The sequence below is a fragment of the Magnetospirillum aberrantis SpK genome (assembly GCF_011022235.1).
Classification (GTDB): Bacteria; Pseudomonadota; Alphaproteobacteria; order Rhodospirillales; family Magnetospirillaceae; genus Magnetospirillum; species Magnetospirillum aberrantis.
Genome location: NZ_JAAIYP010000039.1, coordinates 69867 through 89566, shown reverse-complemented (window position 1 = coordinate 89566; position 19700 = coordinate 69867). Strand labels below are relative to the sequence as shown.

Sequence of the window (19700 nt, the reverse complement as noted above, 5' to 3'; positions counted from 1 at the left end):
GCGGACAATCATCCTGAAGGGGGAGAAGCGGCAGGAGAGGTATGTCCCACTTCCAGGTAGGGCGTTCCCAGGTAGGGCGTTCAGTGCGTGGTGAAACCCGCACATTCCATTTCCGCCATCAGCCAATGTTCGAGATCCTGGCCGTGGGGGCGGCCCCGGCTTTCCCATATGAAATAGGCCCGTTCGCGGATGATGGTGATGTCGCCGCCGGCCAGTTCCCGCGACACCCGATGGCCGATATCGACCAGGGTGGTCAACTGGTCGTCGGCCACGCCCAGCCCCATCTTGCGCGCGGTGTTCAGCGCGTAATCGGCCATGCGGGGCGACGGCGTGCGCCAATTGTGCCGCTCGGCCAAAGCCTTGATCGTCTGCCATACCTTTCGATTGTGTTCCAGCGCACGCAGGAACTTGGCCGGTTCGTCGGCGCTGTCCAGTTGGGCGGCGGCATCGGCCAATGCCAAGGCTCCGCTTTCGGCAAGGGTCAGCGGGCATGGCTGGGCGCGGGTCATGGTCGTCCTCTTGAAAACGGCACGGCGGAAATCGAAGCCTTGCCATGATAGAGGTGGACGAGATCGCGGGGGTTGAAGATTTGACGACATTTCAGTGATGAAATGCCCTGTGGAAACAGTATGTTGTCCACGGTTTGGCAAAATCTGACGGGGGTAGCCGTGTTGAAGAAGCGTTCTCTCGTCATCGCCGGGCACGCCACCAGCGTATCTCTGGAGCCGCAGTTCTGGGACGCCCTCAAGGCCATCGCCGGCGAACGGGGATTGTCTCTCAATCAGATGGCGGCGGAAATCGACTTGGACCGCACCGGCAATCTGTCGTCGGCGCTTCGGGTCTACGTGCTGGAATATCTCCAAAAAAGAACCCCCGGCCAGATCGCTGCCGGGGGCGGGTGAGGGCGCGGAGCAATGCCTCCGCGTCATTCCGTGGTCTTTTTGGGTGGCGCCAGTGCGGCGCCCAATGGTGCCTAGCGCTTCAGCTTGGCGACCAAGAAGTAAAGCAAGCCGCCGGTTACCACCAGAATGCTGACCAGGAAGCCCAGGGCGATAATCGCCTCGTTGTCCAGAACCATGTTGATCTCCCCCATTTCGGGACTCGCTTGATGGTGGTTGGACCCTATCAGGAATATGGTTATTCAGCTTTGATCTGGATCAGTTTGCAGTGCAACAAGGTGAGAGCCCACGGCTTTGTTTACCCCAAGGTTGCCGTGGCGACCTCCACACGGTCGCGGCCGCTTTCCTTGGCCCGGTAAAGGGCGCAATCGGCGCGGGCGAACAACGTGTCCACCGAAGCTTCGTCCGCCGCCATGGTGGCGACGCCGATGCTGATGGTGACGGCGACCGTTTTGTCCTTGGCGACGATGTGAGCCGAGGAAACGGCCAGACGCAGCCGTTCCGCCAGTTCGGTGCCGCCCTCGATCCCGGTTTCAGGCAGCAGAAGCCCGAACTCCTCGCCGCCCAGCCGGCCGGCCATGTCTGTTTCGCGCAGGCTTTGGGCGGTGGCCTGGGCGATGACGCGCAAGACCTCGTCGCCGGTGGCGTGGCCGAAACCATCGTTGATTCGCTTGAACCAGTCGATGTCGAAGATGGCGACCGTCAGCGGCCGGCCATAGCGCGCCGCACGCTGCATCTCGCGTTCGCATTGCGCCAGGAAGTGGCGACGGTTGGCCATGCCGGTCAGGGCGTCGGTGTTGGCCCAATAGCGCAGTTCTTCTTCGACCTGGGCGTGGTAGCGCAATTCCTGGCGGCTGAGCGCCAGTTCGGCCTCGAGCCGGCCGGTCAACTGCCGTTGCGCGGCGGTGGCCAGCCAGGCGAATCCCACCAGCGCCAGCCCCACCAGCAAGGCGTTGCGGCTCCAGTCGTGGCGCCAATCGGCCAACACCGCGCCTTGGGGAACACCGACCACCACCACCAGCGGCCAGCGCGTCAAGGTACGATAGGCCAGGATGCGGGCGTGGCCGTCCAACATGCTGCCGTGGTCGTCGCCTTCGACCAGACCGGCCGGAGCGTTCCGCAAGGCGGTGAAGACCGGGCTTGCGCGCATGTCGACGTCGATCTGGTCGGCCAGAGCGGGGGCGCGGAACAGGTTGGCGCCGGCGCGGTGGTGGATGGCGATGGCGCTGTCGCGCGGCAGGTTGGGCAGGCTGGCGAACAGGTCGAAGGCTTCGGGGGCGACCGCCGCCAACGCGACGCCGACGAAAGCGCCGTTGGAATCCTGAATGGCATGCGCGACACCGACGACGGTCTGGCCGCTGACCCGGCTGACCAGGGGCTGGGTCACCACCGGTCCGTGGTCGGGATCGTCGCGCAGCGTGCGGAAATAGTCGCGGTCGGCCACCGATATGTGGGGATAGCCGCCCTTGTGGTTGCTGTGCTGGACGATGTTTCCTTCGCGGTCGTACAGGCCGAACGACCGCACCTCGGGGGTGGTGCGCAGGGCCAGACCGATCATGCGCCACACCGGCTCGCCGGTGAAGTCGCCGTTGGCCCCGGCCTCGGCGGCGATCAGGGTCAGTTGCCGGTCGATCTGGTCGAACTTGCCGTCGATGCTGCGGGTGATGAACCAGGCGGTGTCGTGGGCCTGGCGGGCGGCGGTTTCGTCGCGTGTCTCCAGGTCCCGCCACGCCAACAGCGTGAAGGTGGCCAAGGTCGCCGCCGTCAACACCGCCAGGACCAGCCATCCTTGCGCGTGGACGCGGCGCCAACCGGAGGCCCGCGCGAACATCATGACGGAATGCCCTACCCCACAGGGAATGTCTTTCCTGCACATTGGCGTTCCCGTGACACAGTTCAATCCCCCCTACTGGACAGTTCCCGGCGCTGGCCGCACCATGGAACATCCATTCCGCCGGAGGTCGCCATGTCTCTTCTCCAGCTTCACGTCGGCGCCACCGCCTCTTGGGCGGGCAAGGAATGGATGACCACGAACGGTTTGGGCGGTTATGCCTCGGGAACCTTGGCGGGGGACGTGTCGCGCCGTCATGACGGTCTTCTGGTGGCGGCGCTCGACGCACCGCGTGGACGCACGGTGATGCTCGACCAGTTGGAAGAGGTTCTGTTGCTTCCTGGTGGGGCTTTGCCGCTGTTCGAACTGGCGGTGGAGTTCCGGCTGGACGGCGGCTTGCCGGTCTGGCGCTTCGTCGGCGCCGGCCGGGTGATCGAGCGCCGGGTGGTGATGCCGTGGCGCCAGAACACCGTGCATGTGCAGTACCATCTGTTGGAGGGGGCGGCGGTGGAACTGCGGTTGCGGCCATGGCTGCACGTTCGTCATGCCGATTGGGGCCTTGATCAGGATCTGATCAAGGCCCATCCCGTCGTTGTCGAGGATGGCTGTGTCGAGATCGCCTGCGCGCCCTGGCCGGCGTTGCGGCTGGCGGTGGCGGGATGGCGTGCCGATTGGGACGATCCCTGTCGGCGCGACATGCATTATGCCATCGAAAGCGGGCGCGGTTACCTGGACCACGGGCCACAATGGAGCCCCGGTACCTTGACGGCCACGCTGGATGGCGCGCTGGCCCTGGCCGCCTCGACGGAAAGTTGGGCCATCGCCACGGCGTTGGATGCCGACGATGCCTGGGCGGCCGAGCGTGAGCGCCGCCGCCGGCTGTTGTCGCGCGCCCATCCGGCCCTGCGCGCCGACGAGATGGCGGCCCTTTTGACCTTGGCCGCCGATGCCTTCGTTTTCACCCCGCGCAACCGGCCGCAATTGCTGGCGCGTGTCCAGGCCGAGGGCGACGGGGTGTGCAGTTCGATCGCCGGCTATCCCTGGTTCAACGATTGGGGCCGCGACACCATGATCGGGCTCGAAGGCCTGATGCTGATCACCGGCCGCCATGCCGAGGCTCGCGACACCCTGCGCACCTTCGCCCGCTATCTCAAGGACGGGCTGATCCCCGACAACATTCCCGACGGGCCCTGGCCGCCGGTCTACCATACCGCCGACGCCACGCTGTGGTTCTTCCACGCGGTGGACCGTTACGTCGCCCACACCGGCGACATGGAGACCCTGGAGCTGATTCTGCCCAAGCTGGAGGAGGTGGTGGAACGCCACATGACCGGCACGCTTTACGGCATCGGGGTCGATCCCGAGGACGGGCTGTTGCGGGCGGCGGCCGATGGCTACCAGTTGACCTGGATGGACGCCATCGTCGGCGACTGGGTGGTGACGCCGCGCCGGGGCAAGCCGGTCGAGATCAACGCGCTTTGGTACAACGCCTTGTGCGTCATGGCGCGTTGGCTGGCGGAAACCGGCAAGACGGCCGAGGCCGACCGCGTCGCCGCCGCCGCCGAACGAGCGCGCGAATCGTTCAACGCCCGCTTCTGGTACGCCGAAGGCGGTTATCTTTACGACGTCGTCGACGGCGATCCGGGGGAGGCGCCGTTGCTGCGCCCCAACCAGTTGCTGTCCCTGTCCCTGCCCAATCCGGTGCTGGACCCACGGCATTGGCGCCGGGTGGTCGAGGTGGTGCGCGACCGCCTGCTGACCCCCTTTGGCCTGCGCTCGCTGCCGTCAGACCATCCGGCCTATCGCGGCCGCTTCGACGGCGACCAGTTGGCGCGCGACGGCGCCTATCATCAGGGCACGGTGTGGCCGTTCCTGCTGGGGCCTTTCGTCGACGCTTGGCTCAGGGTGTGGCCCCAGGACCACGCCGGCGCCCGTGCCGTGCTGGCGGCCATGGCGCCGCATTTGGGCGAATATTGTGTCGGCACCATCGCCGAAGTGTTCGACGGCGACCCGCCCCACACCCCGCGCGGCTGCACCGCCCAGGGCTGGAGCGTGGCGGAATGGCTGCGCGCCTGGGTGGCGGCGTCCTAACCCAGCAAGACGGCGACCGCCTTGACCGCCGCCTCGAAATCGGGCTCCACCGGGTGGGCGCCGGCGGTCAGCATCAAATTGTCGCTCAACCCGAAATCCTCGACGATCATGCCGTGCTGGCGGCACCATGCGGTGCCCTGGGGGTCGATGTCGGCGGGCACGCGCTTGCGATAATCGTCCAGTGCCTCGTTCCACGCCACCACCGGCTTGCCCAGCGCCTCGGCATAGCCCATTTCCCAGGCGGTGCCGGCATCGGCACCGGGCCCACGGAATGGCGAGATGCAGGCAACAACAGCATCGGCGGCACGAATCTTGGCGATGTTCCCGGCGCGGATCAGCGCCGCCTGTTCCGGCTTGGACAGGCCGGCCAACTCGCTCTCGTCGATCTGTGGGGTGATGGCGGTCAGGCCATGGCGGGTGCAGATGTCCACCAGATATTCGAACACCTGTTTGGCGGCGGGGTGGAACACGGCCGGACCGGCCAGGTAGACGCTCTTGCTCATGCTTCATCCTTGACCAGACGGTTGCGGCCCTGATCCTTGGCCCGCCCCAGGGCCGCCAGGGTGCGGCGCACCAGTTCCTCGACGCTTTCACCCGCCCGCGACCGGGTCAGGCCGGCGCTGAACGAAGCGTGGAAGCGGCCGCCGGGGCCGGAATGCGCCAGTTCGGCGAAAGCTGCGCGCATGTTCTCGACCATGGCGGCCGCCTCGTCGAGCGGGGTGGCCGGCAGCAACAGGGCGAATTCCTCGCCGCCGAAACGGCCGATTTCGTCGCCCGGCCGCGAGCGGTGACGCAACAGCCGAGACAACGTCTTGATCACCACGTCGCCGATCGGATGGCCGTGCTCGGCGTTGACGGCGCGGAAGGAATCGATGTCGCACAGCGCCAGGCAAACCGACTGGTCCCGGCGCAAGGTCTCGTCCAGCCGTTCCTTGAACGCGGTATGGGTCAGGAGACGGGTCATGCCGTCGTTGGCGAGATGGCGGCGCAGTCGGCGCATGCGCTCTGCGCGCGAGCGGATCAGGGGCACCATCAATGCCGCCGGCGTGCCCTTGGCGACGAAGTCGTCGCCGCCGATGCTGACGGCGGTCATCTGGGCCGCCAGTTCGGCCTCGGACGACAGGAAGATGATGGGCAGGCTGTCGAAGGTGTCGATCTGGCGGATCACCTGGGCCAGTTCGGTACCCGAGCATTGCGGCATGTAAAGATCGACGATGGCGATGTCGGGCCGGAAGTCGCGCAACGCTTCCAACACTTGGGCCGGGTCTTCGACCTGGCGGGTGGCCATGCCGGTCATTTCCATCTGGCGGCCGGTGACCCGTGCCGCGATGGGGTCGTCGTCGATGATCAGGACGCGGATCGGGTCCTGCGAGGTCCAGGCGATGCCGTCTTCCAAACGGTCGAACAGGTCGGCCGGGCTTAGCGGCCGACGCAGGAAGCCGCTGGCTCCCAGCCGCGCCGCCTGAAGCCGGGCATGAAATCCGTCAGTGTCGGCCAGGGCCACCACCTGGCCGAAATGCCGGGCCAAATCCTGGTTGGCCAGTCCCGAGGCCAGCGGCGCCAGCAAGCCCAAATCCGCCGCCAACGCCCAGTCGGGCGCGCGTTCCACCGGCACTTCGTTCGAGAAGCGGTAGCCCAGCCCGGTGAAATAGGCCTGGGCTTCCGCCTTCAAGGCGTCGTCGCCAGTGACCAGAACCAAGCCTTTCATGACACGTCCTTTCCTGGGGCTTCGGGCTTCCCTGCGGTTTTCAGCCGGGTGTCGAGCACAGTCAGCAATTCGCGGAACTCGGTCAACCGTTCTTCCGCCTGATGCGCCAAACGGCGCGCCAGGGGGATGTCGCCGTCCGCCAATCCGTCGTCGATGGCGCCGAACGTCTCGGCCAGGGCCGAGGCGCCCACCGAGCGGGCGCTGCCGCGCGCGGCGTGGGCGTGGTGGCGGGCGGTGGCGGTGTCCCCCGTCTCCAGGGGTGAAGCCAGCAAGGACAGACGGCTGGCGGTGTTGTCGGCGAAATCCGACAGCAAGGCCAGAGCCTCGTCGTTCAAGGCCCCGAAAATTTCAACCAGCGGCGCGTTGTCCAGTGTCGGCATGGCGGGTGGTGGTGCGTCCGGGGACGCTTCGACCACCGGGCGACGCAGTTCCAGGGCTCGGGGCAGGTGGCGGGCCAGAACCTCCTCGAGCCGTTTCAGGGGGACCGGCTTGCGCAGGCACTCCCGGATGCCGGCGGCGGCGCACAATTCGGTGGTTTGCGGCAACACGTCGGCGGTCATGGCGACGATGGGCAAGGTGCCGCCTGGTTCACGGCGGATGGCGCGGGCCAGCGTCACCCCGTCCATGCCCGGCATGTGGAAGTCGGTCAGCACCATGCCATAGCGGCGGGTGCGGAACATGGCCAGGGCTTGGTCGCCGTCCTGGGTCAGGTCATAGGCGAACCCCAGGCGGTCCAGCATTTTCGAGATCACCATGCGGTTGACCAGACTGTCTTCGGCCACCAGCAGGCGGATGTTGGCCGTCTCGACCTCGGTCTCGGGGGGCGCCGTGTAGGTCGTCTCGCCGCCCAGATGCAGCGACGGTGTGGCGCGTTCCCGTCCGGCGGCGATGGCGACGGCGTGCTCCAGTTCGTCGGCCCGGATCGGTTTGCGCAGGACCGGCCCTTCGTCGATATCGCCTTGCATGTGGTGAAACGGCACCAGACGGACGACGGCGGCATCCTGGGGTGGTGGGGGCTCGCCATCGTCCAGGATCACGACGTCCGCGGCTTTGGTCACCATCTCGGCCCCGCGCGCAGCCAACAGCCGCCGAAGGGCGTCTCCCAGTGGCGGCGCGACCGTCACGCACACCCGCAAGCCGTCCAGCAATGTGGCGTCGTGGGGGTGTCCCGATCCGGTGGCCGGCAGGGAGAAACTGAACACGCTGCCCTGACCGGGAATGCTTTCAAGCCAGATGCGCCCCCCCATCAGATCCAGCAAACGCTTGCAGATGGACAGGCCCAAGCCGGTGCCGCCATAGCGTCGCGCCACCGAGCCTTCGGCCTGGGTGAACGGCTGGAACAGGTGGTCCCAATGGTCGGGGGCGATGCCGATGCCGGTATCGGCGACGCGGAAACGGATGTCGCCGACACCGCTGTTCTCGGCGCGGATCAACACATGGCCGCGCTCGGTGAACTTGACCGCGTTGCCGGCCAGGTTGAGCAATATCTGGCGCAGCCGGCCGGGGTCGCCATCGATCAGTGACGGCAGGGCGGGATCGATGTCGGTCACCACCTCCAGCCCTTTTTCGTAAGCACGCGGCGCCACCATCTGGGCCACATCCTCGACCAGCCGGGTCGGGTCGAACGTCACCCGCTCCAGTGCCAGCCGTCCGGCCTCGATCTTCGAGAAGTCCAAGATGTCGTCGATGATGGTCAACATGCTTTCGGCCGATTGCCGAAGGATCGAGACCATCGAGGATTGTTCGGTGTCGACACGGGTCTGGGCCAGCAATTCGGCCATGGCGGCGACACCGTTCATGGGGGTGCGGATTTCGTGGCTCATCACCGCCAGGAAGTCCGACTTGGCGCGGCTGGCCGCCTCGGCCTCGGCCTTGGCGCGCTGGAGGTCGTCCAGAGTGGCGCGCAGGCGGTCCTCGGCCTGACGGCGGTGGGTGACGTCGCGGAACATCAACAGCACGCCGACCGTGTTGCCCTCGCGCTCCAGCGTGGTGCGCCGCACCTCGAACTGGCGGCCATCGGCGGCAAGGTCCATCTCGGAATCGGCACCGTGCCCGCGTACCAGCGGCGCCAGTGCCTCGCCCACCCGTGCCAGTTCGGTGAAAGACCGGCCGACCAGCTGGTGCCCGCCGGCCAGGTCGCGGGCGGCACGGTTGACCTCGGCCACCACGCCGGCGCCGTCCAGGATCAGCAAGGGGTCGGGCAGCGAATCCAACAAGGCGCTGCGGGCGATGGGCAACAGCTCGAACAGGTGACGGCGATAGATCAGCCAATGGAAAATGGCCCCCATCACCAGGAAACTGAACGGCGTGGGATCGAAATCGAACAGCGTGAAGGTGCCCGAGACATAGCCCAGGTTGCCGGCCCACGGCAGCATCATCGCTATCGCCATGCCCAGATAGTGACGGCGGTAGAGGCCGTGGCTGCGGTGGATGGCGTCGATGATGGCGATCACGCTGAACAGCATGAAGCCGTACAGGTAGACGATGACCAGGAAGTAGAGCAGACCGTGATGGTAGTCGAGAGGGGCGCCGGGGGCGTTGCCGATCGGTGTCGCCGAGCGGTACACAAGATGGTGGAGGTCGTTGGTCAGCGCCAACACCTGCACCACCACCGGCATGGATATGGGCAGCCAGGCCCAGCGGCCGGGCAGCAGCTTCTCTTCGCCATGACCATAGGACCATACGAACATGGCCCAGGCGGTGGGGGCGGCGACGATGCCGCCCCAGGCCATTTCCGCCCACAGGATCTTGGCTTCGGGGATTTGAGCCATGTTCTCCATGGCTGCGGCAAGTGCCCAGATGGCGGCGCCGACCTGCATGACGACGAAGCGGTCGCGGCCAGGGAAACGCCGCATGCGGCTGGCGTGCCAGGCCATGGTCAGGGTGACCAGCACCGCCGCCAGCAGCAATATTGCTGGCGGGTTGAGGGCATAGGGTATGCCGAGAAAGGAAAAGGCGGCGGTCGGCATGGTGTCGGTCAGGCTGTCAGGCGCTCACCTTACCCCCCGCTCCGCCGCCCGGTAAGTCCTTAAATGGCCTTGGCTCTTGGCTGGTTCAGGCCAGGGCCTTGGCGACGATCTCGGCCACGTCGGACGACAGCCCCGGCTTGGCTCCGATGCGCTCCAACTGGCCGCGCATGTGGGATTGACGTGCCGGATCGAAACGCTTCCACCGCATCAGGGAGCGGGCCATGCGCGACGCCACCTGCGGATTGGTGGAATCAAGGGCCAGCACCCGGTCGGCCATGAAGGCGTAACCGGCGCCGTCGGCGGCGTGGAACCATTGCGGGTTGGCGGCGAACCCGCCGATCAGCGCATAGATCTTGTTGGGTTCGCGGCCGTCGAAGGCGGGGTGCTCCATCAACACCTTGACCCGGTCCAGGACATCCGGCCAATCGGCCATGGCCTGGATGCCCAGCCATTTGTTGACCACCAGCCGTTCGTCCTTCCACTGTTCGTAAAAGGCGGCGAGCGCCGGTCCGGCGGCGTCGGCGCCGATCACCACCAGGGCGGACAGCGCCGTCAACTGGTCGGTCATGTTGGTGGCGGTGCGGAACTGTTCCGCGGCCAGGACGCGGGTGTCGGCGGGCTGGCCATGGGCCAGGAAGGTCAGGGCGCCGTTGCGCAGCCGCCGCCGTCCGATGGCTTCGGGCGTCAGGGCATAGCCGCTTTCGGCCAGGACCTCGCGCAGCCGCAACAAGGGGGCGGCGAAGCGTTTGCCCAGGCTTGCGGCCAGGAACTTGGTTGCGGCGCAGATGCCGTCGACGTCGATGGTCTCCATGCGCTCGCCCAGCACCGAGAACCCGGGCAGGCTGAGCGCTTCGGCGGCGAAGGCCGGGTCGGCGGCGTAATCGGCCAGCACCTTGCCCCAGGCGACGGCGAAATCCTCGTCCAAGGCCAGGGGGCGACCGGCGGCATGGTCGGCCACCAGATCCAGGATGACGCGGATCGCCAGTTCCTGGCCGGCATCCCAGCGGTTGAAGGCGTCGGAATCGTCGGCCATCAAGCGGGCGAGGTCGGCCCGCGAATAGGGAGCGTCCAGGATCACCGGCGCCGAGAAACCGCGCAGCAGCGACGGCAGCGCCGCCTCGGCCACGTCCTCGAACACGAAGTCCTGTTCGGGCAGGGTCAGGTTGAGGACGCGGGTGGTGCCCTGGGCGGCGTTCTCACCCTCAAGCCGTAACGGCAGGTCGCCATCCGCGCCGACCAGCCCCACCGCCACCGGAATGTGGAACGGCTGTTTCTCGGGCTGGCCGGGGGTGGGGCGGGTGTCCTGCGACAGGCTGAGGGTCAGGCGGCGTGCCGTCTGGTCATGGTCCCAACGGGCGGTCACGCGGGGGGTGCCAGCCTGGGAATACCAGCGGCGGAACTGGCTCAGGTCGTCGTCCGAGGCGTCTTCCATGGCGGCGACGAAATCCTCGCACGTCACCGCGTGGCCATCGTGGCGGGCGAAGTACAGGTCCATGCCCTTGCGGAAGGCGTCGGCGCCGATCAGGGTGTGGATCATGCGGATCACCTCGGCGCCCTTCTGGTAGACGGTCGAAGTGTAGAAATTGTTGATCTCCACATAGGATTCCGGGCGGATGGGATGGGCCATCGGCCCGTTGTCCTCGATGAACTGGGCGGCGCGCAGGTTGCGCACGTCCCCCAGGCGCTGAAGCCCGCGCGAGTTCATGTCGGCCGAGAATTCCTGGTCGCGGAAGACGGTCAACCCCTCTTTCAGGGTCAGTTGGAACCAGTCGCGGCAGGTGACGCGGTTGCCGGTCCAATTGTGGAAATATTCGTGGGCGATGACCGACTCGATGCCCAGGAAGTCGAAATCGGTGGCGGTTTCGCGCTTGGCCAGCACGAATTTGCTGTTGAAGACGTTGAGGCTCTTGTTCTCCATCGCCCCCATGTTGAAATGCGAAACGGCGACCACGTTGTAGATGTCGAGGTCGTATTCCAGCCCGAACACCTGTTCGTCCCAGGCCATGGCCTTTTGCAGCGACGCCAGGGCGTGGCCGGCCTGATCCTGGTTGCCGTGCTCGACCCAGAATTTCAGTGCCACCCGGCGGCCGCTTCTGGTGACGAAGTCGCCCTCGACCAGTCCAAGGTCGCCGGCCACCAGCGCGAACAGGTAACAGGGCTTGGGAAAGGGGTCGTCCCACACCGCGCTGTGGCGGCCGTCGCCCAGGTCGGTTTCCTCGATCAGGTTGCCGTTGGACAACAGCACCGGATAGCGGGCGCGGTCGGCGGTCAGACGCACGCGGAAACGGGCCATCACGTCGGGGCGGTCGGGGTACCAGGTGATGCGGCGGAAGCCCTCTGCCTCGCATTGGGTGCACAGCATGCCGCCCGACACGTAAAGCCCTTCCAGCGCGGAATTGGCCGCCGGGTCGTTCGCCACGGTGGTTTCCAGCATGAAAGCGTCGGCCGGAACGTTGTCCAGGGTCAGGCGCTCGCCCTCGACGCGGTATTCGTCGGCGGTAAGGTCGCGGCCATCCAGGGCGACCCGAAGGGTTTCCAGGGACTGGCCGTTCAGCACCAGGGGCAGGTCTGCCCCGGCCGCCGGATTGCGGCGCAGATGAAGGACAGCCCGGACTTCCGTTCGCGCTTCGCCCAGGTCAAAGCCCAGTTCGACCTGATCCACTAAAAATGCGGGCGGGGTGTAGTCGCAACGGCGGATGGCGGCGGGAGCTGTGCCGGAAACGGGAGCGGAGGACATGAATATGCTGCCTTGTCGGGTTGGATCGTGAAAAGATAAGCAACGCGGCATGAAAGCGAAAGGGGAGGCGTCGCAAGGCTGCTACCGTTTGTTTTTCGTTTATTCCTGCCCGTAAGGCTGTTTATACATCCTTGGTATGGCTTGGAAGGTGCAAGGCAAACGCGCGCTGTCCATCGAGGGGACGGTGGGCCTGTGGCGTGCGGTGGCCGGGCGGCGGAAGATGGCTGTTGTCGGGGAGGTATGATGCACGAGTTGCTGGAGCGTCAGCTCCACGAGGTTTCCGCCGGCGGCACTGTCGATGTCGAACGTTTGCTGCGTCTGGTCGACCAATCCTATCAAGCGGCCGAGCACGACCGGCGCATGAGCCGGCGTGCCGCCGACCTGATGGAACAGGAACTGCGCGAGGCCAACCGGCATTCCAAGGACATGGCCGAACGCCAGCTCAAGGCCATTCTCGACACCGCCGGCGAAGGGGTGGTCATTTCCGATTTCAAGGGTGTGATCCTCGACGTCAACCGCGCCATGTTGACCATGTTCGGCTATGAACGCGACGAGGTGCTGGGCCAACCGCTGGTCATGCTGATGGGGGAACGCGACGCCGCCCAACACGACCAGCATGTCGAACGCTACAAGAAGACCGGCGTGGCCCGCGTCACCGGGCGCGGGCGCGAGGAAACCGCGCGGCGTAAGGACGGTTCGACCTTTCCCATCGAATTGGCGGTGGGCGATCTGTCGTCCACCGGCATGCACCAGTTCGTCGGCATCATCCGCGACATCAGCGACCGCAAGCGGCACGAAGCCGAATTGCAGGCCAGCCACGCGCTGTTTCGTGATTTCGCCGAATCCTCGTCGGACTGGTTCTGGGAGACCGGCCCAGACCATCGCTTCACCCGCTTCACCGGTTCCGACCAGAAGCTCGAACATCTGCTGGACGGCATCATCGGTCGCACTCGCATGGAGTTGATGCGCGGCACCGTGCCCGACGAGGCCATCGCCCGTCATGCCGCCACCCTGGACGCCCGTCTGCCGTTCCGCGACTACACCTATCCGGTGGCGCTATGCAGCGGCGAGAAGCGGGTCTTCAAGGTTTCGGGCAAGCCGGCCTATGGCGCGGGCGGCGCGTTCCTGGGCTATCGCGGCACCGCCTCCGACGTCACCGAACAGGTCCAGGCGGAACAGCGTCTCAAGCAGTTGGAGAACCAGCTGTTGGCCGCCATCTCGTCCATTTCCGAGGGGTTCGTGCTGTACGATTCCAAGGAAAGGCTGGTGGTGTGCAATGATCGTTACCGCGATCTGTTCCCCTATCTGACCGATGTGATCAAGCCGGGTCAGTCTTTCGCCGAACTGGTCCGCGCCATCGCCGCCCGCGGCGCCTATGCCCTTTCCGGCGAGGAACTGGAATGCTGGGTCGAGCAACGCATCGCCGCGCATCGCGAGGCGGATGGCGCCGAATTGTTGCAGCATCTGGCTGGCGATCGCTGGGTGCGCACGGTGGAATATCCCACCGGCGACGGCGGCGTGGTCGGCATCCACACCGACATCACCCAGACGGTGCAGATGGACCGCGAGTTGCGCCGGGCCATGACCGCCGCCGAAAGCGCCAACCGGGCCAAGTCCGAGTTCCTGGCCACCATGAGCCACGAAATCCGCACACCCATGAACGGCATCATCGGCATGACCGGGCTGTTGCTGGATACGGAACTCAACCCGGAACAACGGCATTTCGCCAGCACCATCCGGCTGTCGGCCGAGGCGTTGCTGTCCATCATCAACGAGATCCTGGACTTCTCGCGTGCCGAGGCCGGCCGGCTGGAATTCGAGGAAACCTCGTTCGAGTTGCGGCCGCTGGTCGAAGGCGTGGTGGACATCCTGGCCCCGCGTCTCAAGGGCAAGCCGCTCGAACTGACTTATTTCGTGCAATCGCCCGAGGCGGCGACCTATCTGGGGGATTCCGGGCGGTTGCGTCAGGTGTTGCTGAATCTGGCCGGCAACGCCATCAAGTTCACCGATAAAGGCAACGTCGCCATCGAAGTCGCCTCGAGAAACGACGAGGAGCGTTCCTGGCTGCGTTTCGTCGTGCGCGATACCGGCATCGGCATTCCCCAATCCGCCCAGGAGCGCCTGTTCACCAAGTTCACCCAGGCCGATTCCTCGACCGCGCGGCGGTTTGGCGGCACCGGTTTGGGATTGGCCATTTCCAAGCACATCGTCGAGTTGATGGGCGGCAGCATCGGTTTCTCCAGCACCGAGGGCGAGGGCAGCACCTTCTGGTTCGAAGTGCCGGTACGGATGGGCGAGGGCGGAGAGGAGCGTTCGGATAACCCGTTGCTCGGCGTCAAGATCCTGGTGGTCGATGACAACGAAACCAACGCCGACGTGTTCCTTCGCCAGCTCCAGAACTGGGGCGCGGTGGTCGAGGTGACGAGCAACGCCGCCGAAGGACTGGTGGCGGCCCGCACTGCCCAACGTGTCGGGGCGCCGTTCTCGGTGGTCCTTCTCGACCATCACATGCCGGGGATGAGTGGGCTGGACCTCGCCACCTTGTTGCGGGCCGACCCCGACATGGCGGGGCTCAAGCTGATCCTGGCGTCGTCGGCCGACACCCCCGACCTCAAGGCCCAGGCGGCCAGCCTGCGCCTTGACGCCGTGCTGACCAAGCCGGTCCGCCAGTCCACCTTGCTTGACCGCATGCTCGACGCGGTGGGATTGCAGCGTCTTCGCCCGGTCGGCCCCAGCCGCCCCGACGACCCCATCCTGCCGACCGGTCCCGCGCTGCGCATCCTGGTGGCCGAAGACAACGCCATCAATCAGCAGGTGGCGGTCGGATTGCTGGGCAAGATGGGCCATCGCGCCGACGTGGCCGACGATGGCCGCGAGGCGGTGACCCTGGTCGAACGCTGCGATTACGACCTTGTGCTGATGGACATGCAGATGCCCAACATGGACGGCATCGCCGCGACCCAGGCCATCCGCGCGCTGGCGTCGCCCAAGAGCCAGGTGCCGATCGTCGCCATGACCGCCAACGCCATGCGCGGCGACCGCGAGGCCTGTCTGGCCGCCGGCATGAACGACTACATCGCCAAGCCCATCGACCGTCAGCGTCTGGCGGCCGTGCTGGAACGTTGGGGCGAACAGATCGTCGTCACGCGGCCGACCCGTGCGGTTTGTGCGCCGGCGGTGGTGCCGGAGCCGGTTGCCAAGGCTTCTGTCGTCTCGACCTTGCCGCTTCTGGATGCCGAGGCTCGTGCCGACCTGACCGACACCTTGGGCGAGGACGTGTTCCTGTCGCTCATGCGCACCTTCCAGCAAAGCCTTCCGACCCGCATGCGCGAAATCGAACAAGCCCTGGCCGATGGCGACGTGCAGGCCGGCGCCAAGGCCGCCCATTCCCTGCGTGGTGCCGCCGGCAACCTTGGTCTGGCGCGCATGGCCCATCTGCTGGCCCGCCTGGAAGGCGGCCTGAACAAGGGTGAGGGTGGGATGGATAGCATTTTCTCCGCTTTGGTCGAGGCCGCCATGGACACCATGGAAGTCGTCGCCAAAAGCCGTTGATGGGGAGAACACCAAGATGTTGGTTCACATCGTCGACGACAACGACACCAACCTGATGCTGTTCGAGCAATTGGCGCTACGCACCGGCCCGGACGTGCGGGTGGTGACCTATGCCGACCCGGTGGCGGCCTACGAAGCGTGTCGCCGGGACGTGCCCGACATGATCGTGGTCGATTACATGATGCCGGTGATGGACGGACATCAATACGTCGAGGCGGTGCGCAAGCTTCCGGGACTGCGCGACGTGCCCATCGTCATGGTCACCGCCGCCGCCGAACGCAGCGTGCGGCAAAAGGCGTTGGAACTGGGGGTGACCGACTTCCTGGCCAAGCCGGTGGACCCGGCCGAGGCGCGGCTGCGCTTTTCCAACCTGCTGGCGCTGCGGCGCGGTCATCTGCAATTGCGCGACCGTAACCGCTGGCTGGCCGACGAAGTGCGTAAGGCCACCATCACCGTGGTCCAGCGCGAGCAGGAACTGATCCTCAGGCTGTCCAAGGCGGCCGAATTCCGCGATCCCGAAACCGGCGCCCACATCGTGCGCATGGCGCGTTATTCGGAACTGATCGCCCGCCGGCTGGGCCAGGACGAGGAATATTGCGCCCTGATCCTCAAGGCGGCGCCCATGCATGATCTGGGCAAGCTGGGGATTCCCGACGGCATCTTGCTGAAGCCCGGCAAGTTGACCGACGAGGAATTCTTGGTGATGACCCGCCATCCCGAGATCGGCCACGAAATCCTCAGGGGCAGCGAATCCCACCTGATCCAGTTCGGGGCCGAGATCGCGCTGACGCATCACGAGAAATGGGACGGCAGCGGTTATCCCAACCGCCTCAGGGGCGAGGATATTCCCTTGTCGGGCCGTATCGTCGCGGTTGCCGACGTGTTCGACGCCCTGACCAGCGAGCGCCCCTACAAGGCGGCGTGGCCGTTGGAAAAGGCGCGCAAACTGCTGGAGGACGGCGCGGGCAGCCATTTCGACCCGGCTTGCGTCGCGGCCTTCCTGGTGGAATGGGACGCGGTGATGAAAATCCGCGAGGAAGTGGCCGACGAAGCCGTCGTGATCTACTGATTCGCTCGGTCCCTGCGCTTACCCGGTATTTCGCAATCCTTGCGCGAGGGCGTTGATCGACCGCAGCAACGGCGCCAGCCAGTCGCCGCGCCCCGGATCGTCGGGATCAAGGGCGCGATAGCGGCGGATGGCGGCGATCTGGATGTGGTTGAGCGGGTCCAGATAGGGATTGCGCCGTCCGAGCGACAGCGCCAGCCGGGGATTGTCGGCCAACAGGCTGGCGTTGCCGGTGAGCCTGAGCACCCATTCCGTGGTCAAGCGGAATTCCGCCTTGATGCGGGCGAAGATGATGTCGGCCTCGACCGCGTCGTCGCACAGGCGGGCGTATTCGTGGGCGATGCCCATCTCGCATTTCGACAGCGACATGGAAATGTTGGCCAGCAATGCGCGGAAGAACGGCCAGTCGCGGGCCATCTCGCGCAGGGTCGCCAAGCGTTGCTCGTCGCGTCCGCACCATTCCTCCAGGGCGCTGCCCAGGCCGTACCATGCCGGGATGGTCTGGCGCGACTGGCCCCAGCCGAATACCCATGGAATGGCGCGCACCGAGTATTTGGAACGGTCGCCCTTGGCCCGATGGCTGGGGCGCGATCCCATGTTGAGCAGGGCGATCTCCGACACCGGCGTCGCTTCATAGAAATAGTCGATGAAGCTGGGGGTGTTGTCGGTCAGGTCGCGGTACGCCAATTCGCCCATCCGCGCCAGTTCGGCCATCACCTCCATGAAGTCGCCCCGGTCCACTCCGCAGGCGAAGGCGATGCCGCAACTGGCCTTCATCAATCCGGTCAGACCCATGGTCAGTTCATAGACGGCGGTTTCCGGGTTGGCGTATTTGGCCGACAGCACCTCGCCTTGTTCGGTGAACTTGATGTCGCCCGACAGCGTGCCCGGCGGCTGGCTCAGGATGGCGTCGTGGGTGGGGCCGCCGCCGCGTCCCACCGTGCCGCCGCGGCCGTGGAAGATGCGGGATTTGAGACCACGGGCGGCGGTCGCCTGGGCCACCTGTTTCTGGGCGTTGTAAAGACCCCAGCCCGAGGCCAGGATGCCGCCGTCCTTGCACGAATCGGAATAGCCCAGCATCACTTCCTGAACCTCGCCCGACGCGGCCAGTAACGCGCGATAGCTGGGCAGGTCCAGCAAGGTGTCGAGCACCGGCCGGATCCGGGTCAGGTCGTCGATGGTTTCGAACAGCGGCGCCACCCTGAGCGCGCAATGCCACGTTCCGTCGGCACGGCGCCCGGCAAGTCCGGCGAAGCCGGCCAGGAACAGCACCTCCAGCACGTGGCTGGCCTGATGGGTCATGGAGATGACGTAGGCGCCAAAAGCTTGCGGGCTGATTTCGGCGCGCAGGTCACGCACCGCCTCCAGCACCTCCAGGATCTCCCGCGTGCCGGCCGACAGGTCGTCGCCATAGATCAGCGGCGTGCCGCCATGGCTCAGCATCTCGTCCAGCACCTTGACCCGCCCGGCTTCGTCCAGGGCGCGGTAATCGGGCAGGTTGGGGGCGCGGTCGAAAATCTCGGCCACCGCGTCGCTGTGACGCCCCGATTCCTGGCGGATGTCCAGTTGTGCCAGGAAAAAGCCGAAGGTCCGCACCAGACAGCTCAGATCCTTGAGACCGGCTTCGGCCAGATTGGAATCGCCATGGCTGGCCAGCGAACGGCCGATGATTTCCAAATCGGCCAGGAAGCCGGCTTCCGAGGCATAGCCGCCTTGGGCGCCGGGATCGGGGCGGCCGTCCAGCAGCGCCTCGACACGGGCCAGTTGCCGTCCCAGCCGATAATGGGCCACATGCAGTTTCAGGCGATAGGGTTCCTGGGCATAGCGGTTGGGGTTGCCATCCAGCACGCCGGCCATGACGTCGGCGTCGGCGGCCAGGGATGCCAGGAACTCCTCGGACGGCGTCACCAGGGTCGAGGAATGGGTGAGCTCAAGGGCCAGACGTTCGATGCGATGGCGATAGCGCCGCAGCACCTCGCGCGATTGCAGGCGCAGCGCCAGCCGGGTGACGCCGTGGGTGACGAAGGGATTGCCGTCGCGGTCACCGCCGATCCACGACCCGAACCGCAACAGCGGCGGCACGATGATGCCGGAATCCGGGCCATAGGCCGAGCGCAGCGCGCGTTCCAGGTTGCGGTGCAGGCGCGGCACGGTGTCGAACAGGGTTTCGCGGAAATAGAACAGGCCGTTCTTGATCTCGTCCTCGACACGCGGGCGGTTGACCCGCACCTCGTCGGTCTTCCACAGAACCTGGATCTGGTTGCGCAGTTCCTGTTCGATCTCGGCCCGTTCGGGACCGGGCGGGGTGACGTCCAGCCGCTTGGCCAGGACGTCCAGCCGGCGCTGAACCTCCAGCACGGTACGGCGCTTGGCCTCGGTCGGATGGGCGGTGAACACCGGGCGATAGCGCAGGGAATTCAGCAGCAACTGAACCTGTTCGGGGCCGACGCCTTGTTCCTTGAGGCCGTGCAGGGTGTGGTCGAACGATCCGTACCATAGCCGCTCGCCCTTTTGCACCTTGCGGCGGCGGTCCTGGTGGGCGCCGTCCTCCTCGGCGATGTTGGCCAACAGGAAGTACATGGAAAACGCCCGCACCACATGGCTGAGCAAGGCGGGGTCGAGATCGTTGATCAACGCCATCAGCCGGGCGCGCTTGCCCGGGTCTTCCGCCTTGCGCTGGTCGATGAAGCCCTTGCGCAGGGTCTCCACCGTCTCCAGTACCTCGCCGCGCTCCTGATGGCGCAGCACGTCGCCCAGCATGGCGCCCAGCAATTTGACGCGGGCACGCAGTTCCTTGTCGTCGGCATGCGGCATGATGGTTCCCTGTGACGGTGGCCCCTGACAATG

General features: G+C 66.1%; 11 protein-coding genes. 4 read left to right on the top strand and 7 right to left on the bottom strand.

The genetic code is table 11. From position 1 onward, the window contains the following. Nucleotides 1–80: 80 nt before the first annotated feature. Complete coding sequence (locus G4223_RS19760; RefSeq protein ID WP_205762514.1) at nt 81–509, bottom strand: DUF2934 domain-containing protein; 429 nt, start codon at nt 507–509, stop codon at nt 81–83. A gap of 162 nt (nt 510–671) precedes the next feature. On the opposite strand from G4223_RS19760, the gene G4223_RS13445 reads away from it, so the two are divergent. Continuing rightward, nucleotides 672–902, top strand: a complete 231-nt coding sequence (locus G4223_RS13445; protein WP_241004134.1) for a ribbon-helix-helix domain-containing protein — start codon at nt 672–674, stop codon at nt 900–902. A 295-nt stretch (nt 903–1197) separates the two neighbouring features. Here the strand turns inward: G4223_RS13445 and G4223_RS13440 are convergent, their stop codons facing one another. After that, complete coding sequence (locus G4223_RS13440) at nt 1198–2733, bottom strand: sensor domain-containing diguanylate cyclase (protein ID WP_163680648.1); 1536 nt, start codon at nt 2731–2733, stop codon at nt 1198–1200. Nucleotides 2734–2865: 132 nt separating this feature from the next. Between G4223_RS13440 and G4223_RS13435 the strand changes: the two genes are divergently transcribed. Further along, complete coding sequence (locus G4223_RS13435) at nt 2866–4821, top strand: amylo-alpha-1,6-glucosidase (protein WP_163680644.1); 1956 nt, start codon at nt 2866–2868, stop codon at nt 4819–4821. On the opposite strand, the gene G4223_RS13430 is transcribed toward G4223_RS13435, so the two are convergent. From G4223_RS13430 to pepN, 4 genes are all read right to left on the bottom strand, one after another. Beyond that, nucleotides 4818–5324 (bottom strand): nucleoside 2-deoxyribosyltransferase, encoded by a 507-nt coding sequence (locus G4223_RS13430; RefSeq protein WP_163680642.1) that lies wholly within the window; start codon nt 5322–5324, stop codon nt 4818–4820. The genes G4223_RS13435 and G4223_RS13430 overlap by 4 nt on opposite strands. Beyond that, nucleotides 5321–6529, bottom strand: coding sequence for a GGDEF domain-containing response regulator (locus G4223_RS13425; protein ID WP_163680640.1), 1209 nt, complete (start codon nt 6527–6529; stop codon nt 5321–5323). Before G4223_RS13425 ends, G4223_RS13430 begins: the two co-directional genes overlap by 4 nt. Next, complete coding sequence (locus G4223_RS13420) at nt 6526–9498, bottom strand: histidine kinase N-terminal 7TM domain-containing protein (RefSeq protein ID WP_163680622.1); 2973 nt, start codon at nt 9496–9498, stop codon at nt 6526–6528. Before G4223_RS13420 ends, G4223_RS13425 begins: the two co-directional genes overlap by 4 nt. Nucleotides 9499–9583: 85 nt before the next feature. Continuing rightward, a complete protein-coding gene (pepN, locus tag G4223_RS13415; protein ID WP_163680619.1) occupies nt 9584–12235 on the bottom strand; it encodes an aminopeptidase N in 2652 nt (883 codons plus the stop codon). 240 nt (nt 12236–12475) lie between these two features. Between pepN and G4223_RS13410 the strand changes: the two genes are divergently transcribed. Together G4223_RS13410 and G4223_RS13405 are read left to right on the top strand one after the other, a co-directional pair. Further along, a complete protein-coding gene (locus tag G4223_RS13410) occupies nt 12476–15787 on the top strand; it encodes a response regulator (RefSeq protein WP_163680617.1) in 3312 nt (1103 codons plus the stop codon). 16 nt (nt 15788–15803) lie between these two features. Next, entirely contained in the window at nt 15804–16856 is a 1053-nt protein-coding gene (locus tag G4223_RS13405) for an HD-GYP domain-containing protein (protein WP_163680614.1), read from the top strand. An 18-nt stretch (nt 16857–16874) separates the two neighbouring features. Here G4223_RS13405 and ppc read toward each other — a convergent pair whose 3' ends face one another. Then, nucleotides 16875–19667 carry a phosphoenolpyruvate carboxylase gene (gene ppc / locus G4223_RS13400; protein ID WP_163680611.1) on the bottom strand — a complete coding sequence of 931 codons (2793 nt, stop codon included), beginning with the start codon at nt 19665–19667 and terminating at the stop codon, nt 16875–16877. Between the last annotated feature and the right edge of the window lie 33 nt (nt 19668–19700).